This window comes from Pseudomonas campi (assembly GCF_013200955.2).
In the GTDB taxonomy this organism is placed as follows: Bacteria; Pseudomonadota; Gammaproteobacteria; order Pseudomonadales; family Pseudomonadaceae; genus Aquipseudomonas; species Aquipseudomonas campi.
Genome location: NZ_CP053697.2, coordinates 1,824,660 through 1,841,691, shown reverse-complemented (window position 1 = coordinate 1,841,691; position 17,032 = coordinate 1,824,660). Strand labels below are relative to the sequence as shown.

The 17,032-nt window shown below is 63.2% G+C and carries 13 protein-coding genes; 7 read left to right on the top strand and 6 right to left on the bottom strand.

From position 1 onward, the window contains the following. Positions 1–24 precede the first annotated feature (24 nt). The 5 genes from HNE05_RS08510 to HNE05_RS08490 all read right to left on the bottom strand — a co-directional run bounded on the left by HNE05_RS08510 (position 25) and on the right by HNE05_RS08490 (position 5,425). A complete protein-coding gene (locus HNE05_RS08510) occupies positions 25–837 on the bottom strand; it encodes a crotonase/enoyl-CoA hydratase family protein (RefSeq protein WP_173205599.1) in 813 nt (270 codons plus the stop codon). 275 nt (positions 838–1,112) lie between these two features. Continuing rightward, positions 1,113–3,350: an Orn/Lys/Arg family decarboxylase gene (locus HNE05_RS08505; RefSeq protein ID WP_173205596.1), complete on the bottom strand. Its 2,238-nt coding sequence runs from the start codon at positions 3,348–3,350 to the stop codon at positions 1,113–1,115. Between the two features lie 122 nt (positions 3,351–3,472). Beyond that, positions 3,473–4,207 carry a DNA polymerase III subunit epsilon gene (gene dnaQ, locus HNE05_RS08500; protein ID WP_173205593.1) on the bottom strand — a complete coding sequence of 245 codons (735 nt, stop codon included), beginning with the start codon at positions 4,205–4,207 and terminating at the stop codon, positions 3,473–3,475. Beyond that, positions 4,200–4,655, bottom strand: coding sequence for a ribonuclease HI (gene rnhA / locus HNE05_RS08495; RefSeq protein WP_173205590.1), 456 nt, complete (start codon positions 4,653–4,655; stop codon positions 4,200–4,202). Before rnhA ends, dnaQ begins: the two co-directional genes overlap by 8 nt. Before the next feature lie 11 nt (positions 4,656–4,666). Further along, positions 4,667–5,425 (bottom strand): class I SAM-dependent methyltransferase, encoded by a 759-nt coding sequence (locus HNE05_RS08490; RefSeq protein WP_173205587.1) that lies wholly within the window; start codon positions 5,423–5,425, stop codon positions 4,667–4,669. 76 nt (positions 5,426–5,501) lie between these two features. Here HNE05_RS08490 and gloB point away from each other — a divergent pair, with 76 nt between their 5' ends. Together gloB and HNE05_RS08480 are read left to right on the top strand one after the other, a co-directional pair. After that, positions 5,502–6,290 (top strand): hydroxyacylglutathione hydrolase, encoded by a 789-nt coding sequence (gene gloB / locus HNE05_RS08485; protein ID WP_173205584.1) that lies wholly within the window; start codon positions 5,502–5,504, stop codon positions 6,288–6,290. A 92-nt stretch (positions 6,291–6,382) separates the two neighbouring features. After that, a complete protein-coding gene (locus HNE05_RS08480; protein ID WP_173205581.1) occupies positions 6,383–7,975 on the top strand; it encodes a lytic transglycosylase in 1,593 nt (530 codons plus the stop codon). 80 nt (positions 7,976–8,055) lie between these two features. Here HNE05_RS08480 and HNE05_RS08475 read toward each other — a convergent pair whose 3' ends face one another. Then, complete coding sequence (locus tag HNE05_RS08475; protein WP_420827004.1) at positions 8,056–9,477, bottom strand: HDOD domain-containing protein; 1,422 nt, start codon at positions 9,475–9,477, stop codon at positions 8,056–8,058. Positions 9,478–9,643: 166 nt separating this feature from the next. On the opposite strand from HNE05_RS08475, the gene HNE05_RS08470 reads away from it, so the two are divergent. From HNE05_RS08470 to HNE05_RS08450, 5 genes are read left to right on the top strand one after another with little or no spacing between them, the layout of a single operon-like run. Next, the gene (locus tag HNE05_RS08470) at positions 9,644–11,473 is read left to right on the top strand and encodes an extracellular solute-binding protein (RefSeq protein ID WP_173205574.1); all 1,830 of its coding nucleotides are present in this window, start codon (positions 9,644–9,646) and stop codon (positions 11,471–11,473) included. Then, positions 11,470–13,299 carry an extracellular solute-binding protein gene (locus HNE05_RS08465; RefSeq protein WP_173205570.1) on the top strand — a complete coding sequence of 610 codons (1,830 nt, stop codon included), beginning with the start codon at positions 11,470–11,472 and terminating at the stop codon, positions 13,297–13,299. Before HNE05_RS08470 ends, HNE05_RS08465 begins: the two co-directional genes overlap by 4 nt. After that, entirely contained in the window at positions 13,299–14,384 is a 1,086-nt protein-coding gene (locus HNE05_RS08460; protein ID WP_173205567.1) for a microcin C ABC transporter permease YejB, read from the top strand. Before HNE05_RS08465 ends, HNE05_RS08460 begins: the two co-directional genes overlap by 1 nt. Before the next feature lie 2 nt (positions 14,385–14,386). Continuing rightward, the gene (locus HNE05_RS08455; RefSeq protein ID WP_173211635.1) at positions 14,387–15,406 is read left to right on the top strand and encodes an ABC transporter permease; all 1,020 of its coding nucleotides are present in this window, start codon (positions 14,387–14,389) and stop codon (positions 15,404–15,406) included. Position 15,407: 1 nt separating this feature from the next. Next, a complete protein-coding gene (locus tag HNE05_RS08450) occupies positions 15,408–17,021 on the top strand; it encodes an ABC transporter ATP-binding protein (RefSeq protein WP_173205564.1) in 1,614 nt (537 codons plus the stop codon). The last annotated feature ends 11 nt before the right edge of the window (positions 17,022–17,032 follow it).

The following is a 17,032-nucleotide window of genomic DNA, read 5'->3' as shown; positions in this document are numbered from 1 at the left end:
GCACCTCGCTAGGCTGGTACTGCATCAGTCGGCAAATTCGGCTTTCTGCTTGCTCATGTGCGCGGCCATGGCCACGCGCAGGTCAGCAGATTGCAGCATCGCGGCATTCCAGTTGGCCACGTACTCCAGGCCGTCATCGACGCGGTGATCGCGCATGTAGCGAATCATGTGTTTGGTGCCACGGATGGCAATTGGCGACTTCGCCGCAATCTCGCCGGCCAGTGCCAGCACGCCGGCCAGCAGTTCTTCCTGGCTGGCGTAGGTACGATTGACCAGACCGATACGCTGGGCTTCGTCGCCATCGATGGTGCGGCCGGTGTAGGCCAGTTCACGCATCATGCCGTCGCCGATGATGCGCGGCAGACGCTGCAGGGTGCCGACGTCGGCCGCCATGCCCATGTCGATCTCCTTGATCGAGAACTGTGCATCGACAGTGCTGTAACGCATGTCGCAGGCGGCGATCAGGTCGATGGCGCCGCCCAGGCAATAGCCCTGGATAGCCGCCAGCACCGGTTTGCGGCAGTTGTCGACGGCATTGAAGGAGGCTTGCAGCTGAAGAATTTTACGCCGCAGGGCTTCGGCATTACGGCCGACATCCTTGCCCAGCGCGCTGCCGGCCTGGGCGAGCAGCATCAGGTCGATACCCGAGGAGAAGTGTTTGCCGGCGCCGGAAAGCACCACCACGCGCGCTTCATCGGTGTCGTCGATCCAGCGGAAGATATCGACGATCTCCGCCCAGAAGTCCGCGTTCATCGCGTTGACCTTTTCCGGGCGGTTGATCTGTACGTGGGCAATCTTGTCGTTCAACTCGACACGGAAGGCTTTGTAGTCCGGCACGCAGATCATCCTCGAAGGCGTGGCGCCAGGCGGCGCGCATAGAAACATTGTTATGGGTTTAACCGCCCAACTATAACAAGCATGCAATAAATGTCGATGCTGGCCACTGTGATGGACAACACGCTCACAAAGCTCAGGTTATTTCTGAGTGTGCTCGTTAAGCGATTGATCTGTTTAAACCTTAGCCCAAAAGCTAGGCGCTGACCGCAACGTGCTCTGCGGCCAGGCCGAAACATCGGGAAAATCACCGAGCCACATCACTGCGGCCCGGCGCGTCAGGTTTTGAGGCAATCCACTGCGTATTGCCCATCTTCCTGCTTCTGCAGGCCATGCACATCGGCATCGAAGCCGGGGAACTGGCGGTCGAAGGTGCGGGCGAACTGCAGGTAATCGATGATCGAACGAGTCTCGGCAGTGAAGCGCTCACCCGGCATGATCAGCGGAATGCCTGGCGGATAAGGCACCAGCATCACCGCGGCGATCCGCCCTTCCAGCTGTTCGATCGGCACCGCCTCGACCTCGCCACGCACCAGCTGGTTGTAAGCGTCGGCCGGCTTGATCGCTACCTGCGGCAGCACCGTGTACATGCGCTTGAGCGCCTTGGCCGTGGCGTTTTCGCGGTAGCAGGCATGCAGCTGGTCGCACAGATCGCGCAGGCCCATGCCGGCGTAGCGCGCGGCATCCTCGCGGGCGATCGAGGGCAAGGCATCGATCAGCGCGACGTTGGCGTCGTAGTGGCGCTTGAACTCCAGCAGTTCGGTAAGCAGGGTGCTCCACTTGCCCTTGGTGATGCCCATGGAGAACAGCACCAGGAAGGAATACAGGCCGGTCTTCTCCACCACCAGGCCGCGCTCCCAGAGGAACTTGCTGACCACCGCCGCGGGAATGCCCGACTCGGCCAGCGCGCCCTCGGCGGACAGCCCCGGCATCACCAGAGTGACCTTGATCGGGTCGAGCAGTACATAGTCCTCGGCGATCTCGCCGAAACCGTGCCAGGCGGCGTTCGGTTGCAGCAGCCAGTCGCCGGTCTGCACGCCCTCGGCTTGCGGCGGCTGCCAGATGCTGAACCACCAGTCATCGGCCTTGAGGTTCTGCCGCAGGTTGGCCAGGGCGCGACGGAAGCTCAGCGCCTCGTCGAAGGTTTCCTGGATCAGCGAGCGCCCGGCTGGGCCTTCCATCATTGCCGAGGCCACGTCCAGCGAGGCGATGATGCCGTACTGCGGCGAGGTGGAGATATGCATCATGAAGGCTTCGTTGAAGCGTTCACGGTCCAGCTGACGCGCACCGCCGTCCTGCACATGGATCATCGAAGCCTGGCTGAAGGCTGCCAGCAGCTTGTGGGTGGAGTGGGTGGTGAACACCAGCGGGGTCTTCTCGCCGCACTCGGTGCCCATGCCATAGCGCCCGGCATAGAACTCGTGGAACGCCGCGTAGGCGTACCAGGCCTCGTCGAAATGCAGCACCTCGACGCTATCGGCCAGGGTGCGCTTGATCAGCTCGGCGTTGTAACAGAGGCCGTCGTAGGTGGAGTTGGTCACCACCGCCAGTTTGACCTTGGGCGCACGGCCCTTGGCCAGCGGGCTGGCGTCGATCTTGGCCTGGATCGATTCCTTGCTGAACTCGCTCAGCGGAATCGGCCCGATGATGCCCAGCTCGTTGCGCTCCGGACACAGGTACAGCGGGATGGCGCCGGTCATGATGATCGAGTGGAGGATCGACTTGTGGCAGTTGCGATCGACCAGCACCAGGTCGTCGCGGCCGACCATCGAGTGCCAGACGATCTTGTTCGCCGTCGAGGTGCCGTTGATCACGAAGAAGGTGTGGTCGGCGCCGAAGTTGCGCGCGGCGCGGGCCTCGGCCTCGGCCAAGGGGCCGGTATGGTCGAGCAGCGAGCCCAGCTCGGGCACCGACACCGAGAGGTCGGAGCGTAGGGTGTTCTCGCCGAAGAACTGATGGAAGGCCTGCCCTACCGGGCTCTTGCGGTAGGCCACGCCACCGCCGTGGCCGGGCGTGTGCCAGGAATAGTTGGACTGCTCGGTGTGCTGCACCAGGGCCTTGAAGAAAGGCGGCAGCAGGCCGTCGAGGTAGTTGTGCGCGGCGCGCGCCACCTGGCGGGCGAGGAAGGACACGGTGTCTTCGTACAGGTAGAGGATGCCGCGCAGGTGGTTGAGATCGGCCATGGCCTCGGCCGGCGCGTTCTCGATGGTCACCTGCTCGCCGAGGGCGAAGATCGGCAGCTGCGGCGCCCGTACGCGGGCGATGCGGATCAGCTCGACCATGTCCTGCAGCAGGCGCTGATTCTCCCCCGCCCCTTCGGCGGCGACCAGGATGCAGGCCAGGCCATGGTGGGTGGAGGCAACGATGCGCCCCTCGGCGGAGCTGGCGGTAGAAAGGATGGTGAAGCCATCCTGGCTCAGTTCCTCGGCAATCGCCCGCACGCGTTCGCCGGCTACGGTGTCGGCCTTGATGTCGCGATGGACGATGAGGACGGGGAATTTCAGGTCTTTGTACATTATGAATTCCTGAGGGGCCGGCAGCGGCCTATCCCCTCAGGTTAGAAGCTCGCCCGGACGGGCGGAACCCCCTGTGCAGCAAGCTGTAAGAAAAGGTCGCCTGGACAACCTTTGCCCTAGCCTCAGCTTTCTTTCGGCGTTTCCAGCTGCGCCCACAGCGACGGCGCTCCGGCGGACTTTTCGATCACCGCCAGGCGCGCAGCATGGGCAGCCAGTTCGGCCTCGCTGGCGCGGATGATGCGGGTTGGCGCCCGGTTGGCATCCAGGCGAATGATCGGGCTGGGCATCTGCCGGCCACTGCCATCGCCACCCTCGCCGGCCAGCGACAGGTGGGTCTGGCCGCCGGTCATGGTCAGGTAGACGTCGGCGAGGATCTCGGCGTCGAGCAGCGCGCCGTGCAGGTCACGGCCGGAGTTGTCAACGCCATAGCGTTTGCACAGGGCATCGAGGTTGTTGCGCTGCCCCGGATGACGCTCGCGGGCCATCAGCAGGGTATCGAGGATGCCGCAGTAGTCGCTGACTTCGGCGCGCTCGCTCTGCCCGAGCAGGGCGAACTCGTTGTTGATGAAGCCGACGTCGAACGCCGCGTTGTGGATGATCAGCTGGGCGCCGTTGATGAACTCGAAAAACTCATCAGCGACATCGCGAAAGCGCGGTTTGTCGGCGAGGAATTCGCTGGTGATGCCGTGCACCGCCACCGCGCCTTCGTCGATCTCGCGATCCGGCTGCAGGTAGACATGGAAATGCCGCCCGGTCAGGCGCCGACCTTCCAGCTCGACACAGCCGATCTCGATGATGCGGTGCCCATCGGTCACCGGCATGCCCGTGGTTTCAGTATCCAACACCACACTACGCATGTTTCATTGCCCTCACTTCATCGACGCCGCGGTTGGCCAACTGGTCGGCCTTCTCGTTGCCGGGGTGGCCGGTATGCCCGCGCACCCACTGCCAGGTCACGTTATGGCGGTTGACCTGCTCGTCCAGCGCCTGCCACAGGTCGGCGTTCTTCACCGGCTCCTTGGCGGCCGTCTTCCAGCCACGCTTCTTCCAGTTCGGCATCCATTCCTGGATACCCTTCATCACGTACTGCGAGTCGGTCACCAGGCGCACGGAACAGGGACGGGTCAGCGCGATCAGGGCACAGATCGCCGCCATCAGTTCCATGCGGTTGTTGGTGGTATTGGGCTCGCCGCCCCAGAGCTCTTTTTCAGCGCCCTTGAAGACCAATAGCGCGCCCCAGCCGCCTGGGCCGGGATTGCCCTTGCAGGCGCCATCGGTGTAGATCTCGACTATTTCTTCGCTCATTGACTACTTATCTACTGCTCGGAATCGCGGCGGCTGACTTTGGCCACCGGCATTGGCAGCAACTTGCCCATGGTGGCCCGTTGCACAGGTCGCAGCGGCCGCAAGCCGACCACCAGCTTGCGCGCTACCAACAGATAGAAGCCCGCACCCGGCATCTGCCAGGCACCGCCCCAGGTCTCCAGCCGGGCCAGGCGCGATTGCCAGGCCGCTGAAGCAAGAGGCGGACGATAGCACCCGAAGCGGCGTTTCTCCAGCGCGAAGCCGAGCAGGCTGAGCCAGTCGCTCATGCGTGCCGGCGAGATGCAGCGGGCCTGGCGAAAGCCATCACGGGCGAAGTAATGACGCAGGCCCCAGGCACTCCACGGGTTGATCCCGACAATCAGTAGATGGCCGCCCGGGCGCACGCTGTGCGCCGCCTCACGCAGCAGGCCGTGGGGCGACAGGCAGAAATCCAGACCATGCTGCAGCACCACCACATCGGCAGCGTGCTCACCGAGCGGCCAGGCCTGCTCTTCGCAGGCGATGTCCACGCCGACCAGCGGCGCGCCAAGGCGTACGTTGCAGCGGATCTGCGGCGCCTTGGGTGGCTGGGCCGCCGCCGGGCCGTAATGCACCAGGTAGCCACCAAAATAACGCACCAGTTCTTCATCCAGCGCGCGGCGCTCTTCTTCCAGCAACAGCTCGCCGAGCGGCGAAGCCAGCCACTCGCGGGCCGCCTGGGTGAGGTCCAGCCAATCGCCATCGGCCTGGGCGAAAGGTTGCTCGTTCATCGGGAACCTCCAGTGACACAAGCAGGGCTTTGCCGCTTAAGATGCGCCAATGCCCCTCACTTGGCGACCCCGAAAAATGTTTCAGATCGACGCCCTGCCCGCCTTCAGCGACAACTACCTGTGGCTCCTGCAGGACCATGCCCAGCGCCGCTGCGCCGTGGTCGATCCGGGTGACGCCGCGCCGGTACTGGCTTGGCTCGCCGCCCATGCGGACTGGCAACTCAGCGACATCCTGATCACCCATCACCACCCGGACCATATCGGCGGCATTGCCCAGCTCAAGGCCGCCACCGGCGCCCGCGTGTACGGCCCGGCGCAGGAACGCATCCCGGAGCGCGACGTAGCCTTGGCTGAAGGTGATCGCATCAGCGTGCTCGACCGCGAGTTCGTCATCCATGAGGTGCCCGGCCACACCCTCGGCCATATCGCCTACTACCACGCCGATCCCGCGCAGCCCTGGCTGTTCTGCGGCGATACCCTGTTCTCCGCGGGCTGCGGACGCCTGTTCGAAGGCAGCCCGGCGCAGATGCATGCATCGCTGAGCCGGCTGGCCAGCCTGCCGGATGCCACGCTGGTCTACTGCACCCACGAATACACCCTGAGCAATCTGCACTTCGCTCGCGCCGTGGAGCCGCACAATGCGGCCGTCGCCACCCACTTTGCCGCAGTCAGCGCATGGCGTACGGCAGGACGCATCAGCCTGCCCTCGACCATCGCCCTGGAAAAAGCCATCAACCCCTTCCTGCGCTGCGCCGAAACATCCATTAAAGAAAAAATAGACGAGCGGGAAGGCCCCCAGCAGCGCTCGCCGGACGAGGTGTTTGCCAGCCTGCGCAGGTGGAAAGACAGCTTCAGGCCTGGTTAAAAAGTGACCAATGGACTGGTGAAAACTTGACCACCCCAGGGGGCGTTCCTAGAATCCCCCAACTTTTTAGCGCCGCCAGGTACTAGCGCCTAATGTTTTTATTACCTTTCAGCTCCCTTGATTCAGCTGCATTGGCACAAAGAGCAAGGGCTCTGGCGGTGTTGGCCTGTCTGTTTATTGCCGGTTGCCAGAACATGGCGCCGTCCACCCCGGAGAACGACCGCGATACCGATCGCGCCGTCAGCCTGCAGCAGGAGCCGGAGTGGCTGAGCCAGGAAGCCGAACCCGAAGAACCACGCGACATCTGGGAGCGCATGCGCGAAGGCTTCCAGCTGCAGGACGAAATCGGCGTCAATCCGCGTATTGAGCAGCAACGTCTGTGGTTCGCCAGCAACCCCTCCTTCCTGGAAAACGCCAGCGACCGCGGCAGCCGCTATATCCATTACGTGGTCGAGCGCCTGGAAGAGCGCAATATGCCGATGGAGCTGGCTTTGCTGCCGGTCATCGAAAGCGCCTATAACCCGTTCGCCTACTCGCGCAGCCATGCCGTGGGTATCTGGCAGTTCATTCCCTCTACCGGTCGCCACTTCAACCTGCGCCAGACCAACTGGTACGACGGCCGCCGCGACATCGTCGCCTCGACCAACGCCGCAATGACCTACCTGAGCCGCCTGCACGACATGTTCAACGGCGACTGGCTGCTGGCCCTGGCGGCCTACAACGCCGGCGAAGGCACCGTCAGCCGGGCCATCGAACGCAACCAGAAACTCGGCCTGCCGACCGACTACTGGAACCTGCCGCTGCCCAAGGAAACCCAGGCCTACGTGCCCAAACTGCTGGCTCTGTCGCAGATCGTCATGTCGCCTGAGGCCTACGGCGTGCGCCTGGACCCAATCGCCAACGAGCCCTATTTCGAGCAGGTGGCGAGCAAACCGGGCCTCGACCTGGCACGGGTGGCAGCCCTGGTCGACATGGAAGAGGACGAACTGCAGAGCCTCAATCCGGCCTTCAAGAAAGGCATCACCATGGACGGCCCGCAGCACCTGCTGGTGCCCACCGGGAAAGCCGAGCTGCTCAACGCCAACCTGGCCCTGATGAAGCCCCAGCAGGTGGTGAGCTGGCAGGAATACCGCGTGCGCAACGGCGACAACCTGCACAGCATTGCCAACCGCTACCACCTGACGGTCAATACCCTGAAGGACGTCAACAAGCTCAAGAGCAACAGCCTGCGAGTTGGCCAGATCCTCAGCATTCCCGCCGCCGGTGATCGCGAGCCGAGCCAGCCGCTGCACCAGCAGGTTGCCAAGGCCACGCCGAGCGCCGGGCCGCGCAATTACAAGGTAAAGAGTGGCGACACCCTTTGGCAGATCGCCAACAGCAACAATGTCTCGCTTAAAGACCTGCAACGCTGGAACAAGCTCAATGCGCGCAGCAAGCTGAGCCTCGGTCAGTCCCTGGTGATCCATGGGGGTAGCGGGGCCAGCGGTGGCACCGGCAACTCGGTGGCTGCCGCCAAGCCCGCCAGCCGCCAGAACGTCACCTATTACCGGGTCAAGTCAGGCGACTCGCTGTATCTGATCGCTCAGCGCTTCAAGGTCGACCTGAAGCACCTGCAGCGCTGGAACCCGCGCAGCAACAGCAACTCGCTGAAACCGGGACAGACCCTGACCCTGTATCTCAACTGAGACTTGTAGCCCGGATGCAATCCGGGGAGCGGAGTTGCCTGTTCCCGGATTGCATCCGGGCTACCTACGCCTGCAACGTCTCAGCGCTTGGTTAGCGCCTCCAGGCAACGCCCGGTCAGCTGGGTAAAGCGCTGGAAAGCCACGAACTGCTCATGCTTGAGCGCCCGCCCGGATACTCGGCTGTCGGCATACAGCACACCGATTTCGCGGGTTCCAGCCATGATCGGGGCAATGAAGAACATGCCCTGGCCGAGTAGCTGGCGCATCGGCAGGGTCACCAGTTCGGCCAGGTTGTAGCTGGCCGGCACCCCCATCCACAAAGCCTCACGGTTACGCAGGGCGTAGCTGAAGATATGCGGCTGCTCGATTTGCGCCGCCGGCAACTGGAAGTCCGTCAGCCACTGCTCGGTGCCCTCGCCCACTGCCCGCTTGGCACGGAAACGGCTCTGTCCGTCAGCCAGCACTGCCAACATCACCCGTTCCAGCCCGGCGCCCTGATGCAGGCCCTTGAGCAGGGTATCGAGGATCTGGCCGACATCGCCCTTCTGGCCGATCATCATGCCCAGGTCCTGCAGCGCCTGCTGCAGCGCCAGCAGGTCCGGCTGCAGCAGGCGCGCCTTGCGCTCCTGCTGTTGCAGCTTGATCTGCTCGGGGTCGGTATTGGGAATCAGCCGGCACAGCTGGCTAGCGCCGAAGGTGGCAGCCACCTCGACGGTCTCTTCCGCGCTCTCCAGCACCTGCTTCAAGGCATCTTCCGGGCTGACCCCGGTGAAGTCTGCCAACTGCTGCACCAATTTTTCCATCTCCGGCGAGTCCCAGCCGTTCAGAGCCGCCTCGCTGATTTTCACACCCAGGTTGATCGCCCGCACCGCCGGATCATGCTGGTTGCCGCTGCCGTGGGCGAAGGTTGCTAACTCGCCCAGGTTCCAGCTTTTCACCAGGCCCAGAGTAAGCTGGCGGAAGCTGGTGCCGAGCACCTGGCGCACCGCCTCGTCGGCATCCACATTGGGCTGCTCCAGGGCATCGGCCAGCTCGTCAGCCTGATCACCACCACAGGCCCAGAACGCCAGTTCGCCGACCGTGTGCAGCAGCGCAGCGATAAAGACCTCTTCCTGGTTCTTGGTCAGCACGTAACCGGCGATGTTGCGCGCCTGTACGGCGGCATGAAAAGAGCGCGCCAGCAGCATCTGCAGCTGCTCGCGCGGCACCTTGGTCAGCAGGCTGTCGATCAGGCTGACCGACATGCCGATCAGCCGCACATTGTCGAAGCCAATCAGCACGATGGCTCGGGAAATAGTGCGGATGCCTTCCTGGGAGGGGTTGTAATAGACGCTGTTGCCGACCCGCAGCACCTTGGAAGTCAACGAGGCATCACGCAACAGTACATCGGCCAGTTGCTGCACCGAGGCCTTGTCGGCCTGGGAAAGTCGGTGCAAATCCTGCACCACCGCAGCTAAAGCGGGCAATTCGGCCTGATTCAGGCGGTCTATCCATGCCTGCACACCCACACTGCGCTCCACCAAGATGCCAACCTCTATTTCAATTTATTTCAGTGTAATCATATTGATGGGACATGCCCTGAAAAAGGCACTCTTTTTCCTGCGGATACAAGCTGTTACTGTACCTACTGAGAAGCCCAAAGCCGCCATGGACTGGATCTTGCGCCCAATGCGTTCCCTGCTCCTGCTGATTGTTGGTCTGGCCCTGAGCTTTCCCGCCTTCGCGACCCTTAGCGAAAGCCACGGCTACGCCCAGTTCGGCACCCTCAAATACCCCGCCAGCTTCACCCACTTCGACTGGGTGAACCTCGACGCACCCAAAGGCGGCACGCTGCGAGTCATGGCCTATGGCACATTCGACACGCTCAACCCTTATAGTTTCAAGGGTAGCAGTCCATCCGCCGCGCCCAACTTCATGCAGTACGGCGTCAGCGAGCTGAATGAACCGCTGATGGCTGGCACCGGCCAGTACGACCCCTCGGGCGACGAATCGGCCACCAGCTATGGGCTGATCGCCAAGAGCGTGGAGTACAGCGAGGACCGCAGCTGGGTGGTGTTCAACCTGCGCGAAGAAGCGCGCTTCCACGATGGCAAGCCGATCACCGCCTATGACGTGGCCTTTTCCTATCGCCTGCTGGTCAAGGATGGCCACCCGCAGTACCGCACCAACCTGCAGGAAGTACAGCGGGTCGACATCCTCAACCGTCATCGCATCCGTTTTGTCTTCAAACGCGCCGGCAACCCGCTGCTAATCCTGCGGCTTGGCGAACTGCCGGTACTGCCGCAGCACTATTGGAAGAAGCGCGACTTCAAGGCCACCAGCTTTGACGTGCCGCTGGGCAGTGGACCGTACAAGGTCAGCGCGATCAGCCCCGGACGCAGCCTGGTGTTCGAGCGGGTCAAGGACTGGTGGGGCGAGAAGCTGCCGGTCAACCGTGGCAAATACAACTTCGACCGGGTCGAGGTGGAGTTCTACCGCGACAGCAGTGTCGCCTTCGAAGCCTTCAAGGCCGGCGAGTTCGACTTCTATATCGAGCACCAGGCGAAAAACTGGGCCACCGGCTATCGCTTCCCCGCCATCGCCCGGGGCGAGGTGATCCGCGCCGAAATTCCGCACCAGATCCCGACCCAGACCCAGGCGCTGTTCATGAACAGCCGCCGCGCCATCTTCGCCGAACGCAAGGTGCGCGAAGCCATGGGCCTGATGTTCGACTTCGAATGGACCAACCGCGCGCTGTTCAACAGCGCCTACAAGCGCACCAGCAGCTACTACCCGAACAGCGAGTTCGCCGCCAGCGGCAAGCCGGAAGGCCGCGAGTGGCTGCTGCTGTCGCCGTACCGCAAGCAACTGCCGGCATCCTTGTTCAAGGAGCCGTTCAGCCTGCCGGAAACCGACGGCCGCGGCATTCCGCGGGACACACTGCGCAAGGCCATGGGCCTGCTGGGCGAGGCCGGCTGGAAACCCTCCGGACACAAGTTGGTCAACAGCAAGGGCGAGCCGCTGCGCTTCGAGATCCTGCTGGTCAACCCGAACCTTGAGCGCATTCTCCAACCCTACACCGAGAACCTCGCCAGCATCGGCATCCAGGTCAACCTGCGTACCGTCGACCGCGCCCAGTACAAACAGCGCCTGGATCACTTCGACTACGACATGATCCTCATGACCCTGCCACAGAGCCTGAGTCCAGGCCTGGAGCAAGTGCAGTACTTCCATTCCAGCCAGACCGATGTCAAAGGCAGCAAGAACTACGCGGGCGTCACCCACCCGGTCGTCGATGCACTGCTGGAAAAACTCCTGGAAGCGCAGAGCCGCGACGAACAGGTGGCCGCCAGCCGCGCTATCGACCGCGTACTGCTCTGGCAGCACTACAGCATTCCTAACTGGTACATCAATCATCACCGCCTGGCGTACCGTAACCGGTTCGCCTTCGTCACCACCCCGCCCTACACCTTGGGGCTGCGGGCCTGGTGGCTGAAGCCCACGGAGACCGCTCGATGACTAACCCCCTGCGCGCCCTGGGCGCCGGCCTGCTGCTGATAGCCGGCCTGGCCCAGGCCGCTCCGCAACACGCCCTGACCCTGTATGGCGAAGCCCCAAAATATCCGGCCAACTTCCAGCACTTCGACTATGTGAACCCGGATGCGCCCAAAGGCGGCATCCTGCGCCTGCCGGGCCTGAGCGGCTTCGACAGCTTCAATCCGTTCATCACCAAGGGCAATGCGCCGGCGCAGATCGGCCTGATCTACGACAGCCTGACCTACCACTCGCCAGACGAACCCTTTACCGAGTACGGCCTGCTCGCCGAGAAGATCGACAAGGCACCCGACAACAGCTTCGTGCGCTTTATCCTCAACCCCAAGGCCCGCTTCCATGATGGCACCCCGGTCACCGCCGAGGACGTGGCCTTTACCTTCAACACGCTGATCGAGAAAGGCACACCGCAGTACCGCCACTACTACGCCGATGTGGCGCAGGTGGTGGTCGAGGACAAACTGCGCGTGCGCTTCGACTTCAAGCACCCGGATAACCGTGAGCTGCCACTGATCCTCGGCCAGTTGCAGATCCTGCCCAAGCACTGGTGGGCCGATCGCGACTTCACCAAGAGCAGCCTGGAGCCACCGCTGGGCAGCGGCCCCTACCAGATCACCAAGGTCGAGCCGGGCAGCGCCCTGCGCTTCGAGCGGATCAAGGACTGGTGGGCCAAGGACCTGCCCGTGGCGCGCGGCCAGTACAACTTCGACACCATCCAGATCGAGTACTACCGCGACAGCGCAGTCGCCCTCGAGGCCTTCAAGAAAGGCAGCTTCGACGTCAACCTCGAGTACTCGGCCAAGGACTGGGCCACCGGCTACGACTCCCCGGCCCTGAGCGCCGGCAAGTTCGTCCAGCAATCCATCACCAACCACAACCCGGTCGGCATGCAGGGTTATGTGTTCAACCTGCGCCGCCCGCTGTTCCAGGATGCCCGCGTGCGCGAGGCCATCGCCCTGCTGTTCGACTTCGAATGGGCCAACAAGCAACTGTTCTACGGTGCCTACAAGCGTACCCACAGCTATTTCGAGAACTCGGAAATGGCGGCCAGCGGCCTGCCGGATGCCGACGAGCTGAAGCTGCTCGAGCCGCTGCGGGCACAACTGCCACCGGCAGTCTTTACCCAGGCCTTCAAACCGCCGGTCAGCGATGGCAGCGGCATCATTCGCGAGCAGAGCCGGCGCGCCTACCAGTTGCTGACCGAAGCGGGCTACCGCATCGACAACGACAAGATGGTCGATGCCAATGGCCAGCAGCTGAGCTTCGAATTCCTCAACTTCCAGGCCAACCTGGAGCGGGTGATCCTGCCGTTCAAACGCAACTTGGCCGAGCTGGGCATCGATCTGCAGATCCGCCGGGTCGACGTGTCCCAGTACATCAACCGCCTCAACTCGCGCGACTTCGACATGACTTCGGCCATCTGGTCGCAGTCCAACTCACCGGGTAATGAACAGCGCGAGTACTGGCACTCCAGCAGCGCCGACAACCCCGGCAGCCGCAACTACATGGGCCTGCGTGATCCGGCCATCGACAAGCTGGTGGAGGGTCTGATTCGCGCCGACTCGCGCAAGGCGCTGATCACCCATGCCCGCGCCCTCGATCGCGCCTTGCTCTGGGGCCACTACGTGGTGCCCAACTACTACGTCGACACCTGGCGCGTGGCCTACTGGAAGCGCTTCGGCCGCCCAGCGGTCACGCCGCTGTATGACTACGGCCTGCTGACCTGGTGGGAAGAAGCGCAGGCCAGCGCGCCCGCCGCCGCGCCAGCCGAACCTGCGCAGGAAGCCAACTGATGCTCGCCTATATCCTGCGCCGCCTGCTGCTGATCATTCCCACCCTGCTGGGCATCCTGCTGATCAACTTCATCATCATCCAGGCCGCGCCCGGCGGGCCGGTCGAGCAGATGATCGCCAAGCTGGAAGGCTTCGATGCCGCCTCCGGTGGCGCCACCGGGCGCGTTTCCGGTGGTGGCGGCGAAGTGGCGGTGGCCGGTTCGACCTACCGTGGCGCCCAGGGCCTGGACCCCGACCTGATCGCCGAGATCGAGCGCATGTACGGCTTCGACAAGTCGGCGCCGGAACGCTTCTGGATCATGCTGAAGAACTACGCCCAGCTGGATTTCGGCGTCAGCTTCGCCCGTGATACCCAGGTCATCGACCTGATCATCGAGAAGATGCCGGTGTCGATTTCCCTCGGCCTGTGGAGCACCCTGATCACCTACCTGATCTCCATACCTCTGGGCATCGCCAAGGCCACCCGCCACGGCAGCGCCTTCGATGTTTGGACCAGCTCCGCGATCATTATCGGCTACGCCATCCCGGCCTTCCTCTTCGCCATCCTGATGATCGTGCTGTTCGCCGGCGGCAGTTACTGGGACTGGTTCCCGCTACGCGGGCTGACCTCGAACAACTTCGACGAACTGAGCCTCGGCGGGCAGATCCTCGACTACTTCTGGCACCTGGTCTTACCGGTAACCGCGCTGGTGATCGGCAACTTCGCCACCCTGACCCTGCTGACCAAGAACAGCTTCCTCGACGAGATCAGCAAGCAGTACGTGATCACCGCCCGCGCCAAGGGCCTGAGCAACCATCAGGTGCTCTACGGCCATGTGTTCCGCAACGCCATGCTGATCATCATCGCCGGTTTCCCCAGCGCCTTCCTCGGCATTTTCTTCACCGGCTCGATGCTCATCGAGGTGGTGTTCTCCCTCGACGGCCTGGGCCTGCTCGGCTTCGAGTCGATCGTCAATCGTGACTACCCGGTGGTGTTCGGCACCTTGTTCATCTTTTCCCTGTTCGGTCTGCTGGCCAAGCTGCTCAGCGACGTGTCCTACACCCTGGTCGACCCGCGCATCGACTTCGATAGCCGGGAGAATTGATGATGACGCTCTCCCCTCTCAATCAGCGGCGCTTTGCCCGCTTCAAGGCCAACAAGCGCGGCTGGTGGTCGCTGTGGCTGTTTCTCGCCCTGTTCACCCTCAGCCTCGGCGCCGAACTGATCGCCAACGACAAGCCACTGGCGGTGCGTTACGACGGCGAGTGGTACTTCCCGGTGTTCAAACGCTATGCGGAAACCACCTTTGGCGGCGAATTCCCGCTGCAGGCCAACTACAAGAGCCCCTATATCCGCGAACTGGTCGCCGCCAAGGACGGCTGGATGCTCTGGCCGCTGATCCCCTTCGACTACAGCAGCATCAACTACGACCTGCAGGTGCCCTCGCCCGCCCCGCCCTCGGCGCAGAACTGGCTGGGCACCGATGACCAGGGCCGTGACGTGCTGGCGCGAATCATCTACGGCTTCCGCATCTCGATCCTGTTCGCCCTGGTGCTGACCGTACTCAGCTCGATCATCGGTGTGATCGCCGGCGCCCTGCAGGGCTTCTATGGCGGCTGGATCGACCTGGTCGGGCAACGCTTCCTGGAAATCTGGTCGGGCCTGCCGATGCTGTTCATGCTGATCATCCTCTCCAGCTTCGTGCAACCGAGCTTCTGGTGGCTGCTGGGGATCATGCTGCTGTTCTCCTGGATGACCTTGGTCGACCTGGTACGTGCCGAATTCCTCCGTGGGCGCAACCTGGAATACGTGCGCGCCGCCCGCGCCCTGGGCATGCAGAACGGCGCCATCATGTTCCGCCACATCCTGCCCAACGCCATGGTCTCGACCCTGACTTTCATGCCCTTCATCATCACCAGCGCGATCGGCACCCTGACCTCGCTGGACTTCCTCGGCTTCGGCCTGCCCGCCGGCGAGCCCTCGCTCGGTGAACTGGTGGCCCAGGGCAAGTCCAACCTGCAGGCCCCCTGGCTGGGCATCAGCGCCTTCGTCGTACTGGGGTTGATGCTGAGCCTGCTGGTCTTCATCGGCGAAGCGGCTCGCGATGCCTTCGATCCGAGGAAATAAGATGAGCGAATCGAACAACCTGATCGAAGTGCGCGACCTCGCCGTCGAGTTCGTCACCGGCGACCTCAAACAGCGTGTAGTCGAAGGCGTCAGCTTCGACATCCGCAAGGGCGAAACCCTGGCTCTGGTCGGCGAAAGCGGCTCCGGCAAATCGGTCACGGCGCACTCGATCCTGCGCCTGCTGCCCTATCCGCTGGCACAACACCCGGCCGGCAGCATCCTGTTCCAGGGGCAGGACCTGCTCAAGCTCGACGAGGCCAAGCTGCGCGGCATCCGTGGCAACCGCATCGCCATGGTGTTCCAGGAGCCGATGACCTCGCTCAACCCGCTGCACAGCATCGGCAAGCAGATCAACGAAGTGCTCGGCCTGCACAAGGGCCTCACCGGCAAGGCCGCCACCGCACGCACCCTGGAGCTGCTGGAGCTGGTCGGCATTCCCGAGCCGCACAAGCGCCTGCATGCCTATCCCCATGAGTTATCCGGCGGCCAGCGCCAGCGCGTGGTGATTGCCATGGCGCTGGCCAACGAGCCGGAACTGCTGATCGCCGACGAACCGACCACCGCCCTGGACGTCACCGTCCAGCTGAAAATCCTCGAATTGCTCAAGGAGCTGCAAGCCCGCCTAGGCATGGCCCTGCTGCTGATCAGCCACGATCTAAACCTGGTACGAAGAATCGCCCATCGCGTATGTGTCATGCAGCGCGGTCGCATCGTCGAACAGGCGTCGTGTGAAGAATTGTTCCATGCGCCGCAGCATCCCTATACCCAGGAACTGCTCGGTGCCGAGCCCAGCGGCGAACCGGCGGATAACCCCGCCGGCGTACCGCTGTTGGAAGTGGACGACCTGCGAGTGTGGTTCCCGATCAAGAAAGGGTTGCTGCGGCGCACGGTCGACCATGTGAAGGCGGTGGACGGCATCAACTTCAGCCTGCCCCAGGGCCAGACTCTGGGCATCGTCGGCGAAAGTGGTTCCGGCAAGTCCACCCTCGGTCTGGCGATCCTGCGCCTGCTTGGCAGCCAGGGCGCCATTCGCTTCCAGGGCCAGGCATTGAACGGGTTGTCGCAGCAGGCCGTGAGGCCATGGCGACGGCAGATGCAGGTGGTCTTTCAGGACCCCTTCGGCAGCCTCAGCCCGCGCATGTCAGTCGGGCAGATCGTTGGCGAAGGCTTGCGCATCCATCGCATGGGTACGCAGGCGGAGCAGGAACAGGCAGTCATCGACGCGCTCGTGGAAGTAGGTCTGGATCCGGAAACCCGGCATCGCTACCCCCATGAGTTTTCCGGCGGGCAGCGGCAGCGAATTGCCATTGCCCGGGCACTGGTGCTGAAACCGGCGCTGATTCTGTTGGACGAGCCCACGTCGGCGCTCGACCGCACGGTACAGCGCCAAGTGGTGGAGCTACTGCGCTCGTTGCAGGCCAAGTACAACCTGACCTACCTGTTCATCAGCCATGATCTGGCGGTGGTCAGGGCCCTGAGCCACCAGCTGATGGTGGTCAAACAGGGCAAGGTAGTGGAGCAAGGCCAGGCTGACGCGATCTTCGCCGCACCGCAGCACACTTATACCCGGCAGTTGCTGGAAGCCGCCTTCCTGGCTCCCGCAACTCCTGACTAACCAGAAGAGGA

What these genes read in the sequence shown, in the direction of transcription:
- gloB (WP_173205584.1), top strand. Translation starts at nt 5,502, where the DNA reads ATGTTTCAGATCGACGCCCTGCCCGCCTTCAGCGACAACTACCTGTGG.
- rnhA (WP_173205590.1), bottom strand. Translation starts at nt 4,655, where the DNA reads ATGAGCGAAGAAATAGTCGAGATCTACACCGATGGCGCCTGCAAGGGC.
- dnaQ (WP_173205593.1), bottom strand. Translation starts at nt 4,207, where the DNA reads ATGCGTAGTGTGGTGTTGGATACTGAAACCACGGGCATGCCGGTGACC.
- HNE05_RS08455 (WP_173211635.1), top strand. Translation starts at nt 14,387, where the DNA reads ATGACGCTCTCCCCTCTCAATCAGCGGCGCTTTGCCCGCTTCAAGGCC.
- HNE05_RS08460 (WP_173205567.1), top strand. Translation starts at nt 13,299, where the DNA reads ATGCTCGCCTATATCCTGCGCCGCCTGCTGCTGATCATTCCCACCCTG.
- HNE05_RS08490 (WP_173205587.1), bottom strand. Translation starts at nt 5,425, where the DNA reads ATGAACGAGCAACCTTTCGCCCAGGCCGATGGCGATTGGCTGGACCTC.
- HNE05_RS08480 (WP_173205581.1), top strand. Translation starts at nt 6,383, where the DNA reads ATGTTTTTATTACCTTTCAGCTCCCTTGATTCAGCTGCATTGGCACAA.
- HNE05_RS08470 (WP_173205574.1), top strand. Translation starts at nt 9,644, where the DNA reads ATGCGTTCCCTGCTCCTGCTGATTGTTGGTCTGGCCCTGAGCTTTCCC.
- HNE05_RS08450 (WP_173205564.1), top strand. Translation starts at nt 15,408, where the DNA reads ATGAGCGAATCGAACAACCTGATCGAAGTGCGCGACCTCGCCGTCGAG.
- HNE05_RS08465 (WP_173205570.1), top strand. Translation starts at nt 11,470, where the DNA reads ATGACTAACCCCCTGCGCGCCCTGGGCGCCGGCCTGCTGCTGATAGCC.
- HNE05_RS08505 (WP_173205596.1), bottom strand. Translation starts at nt 3,350, where the DNA reads ATGTACAAAGACCTGAAATTCCCCGTCCTCATCGTCCATCGCGACATC.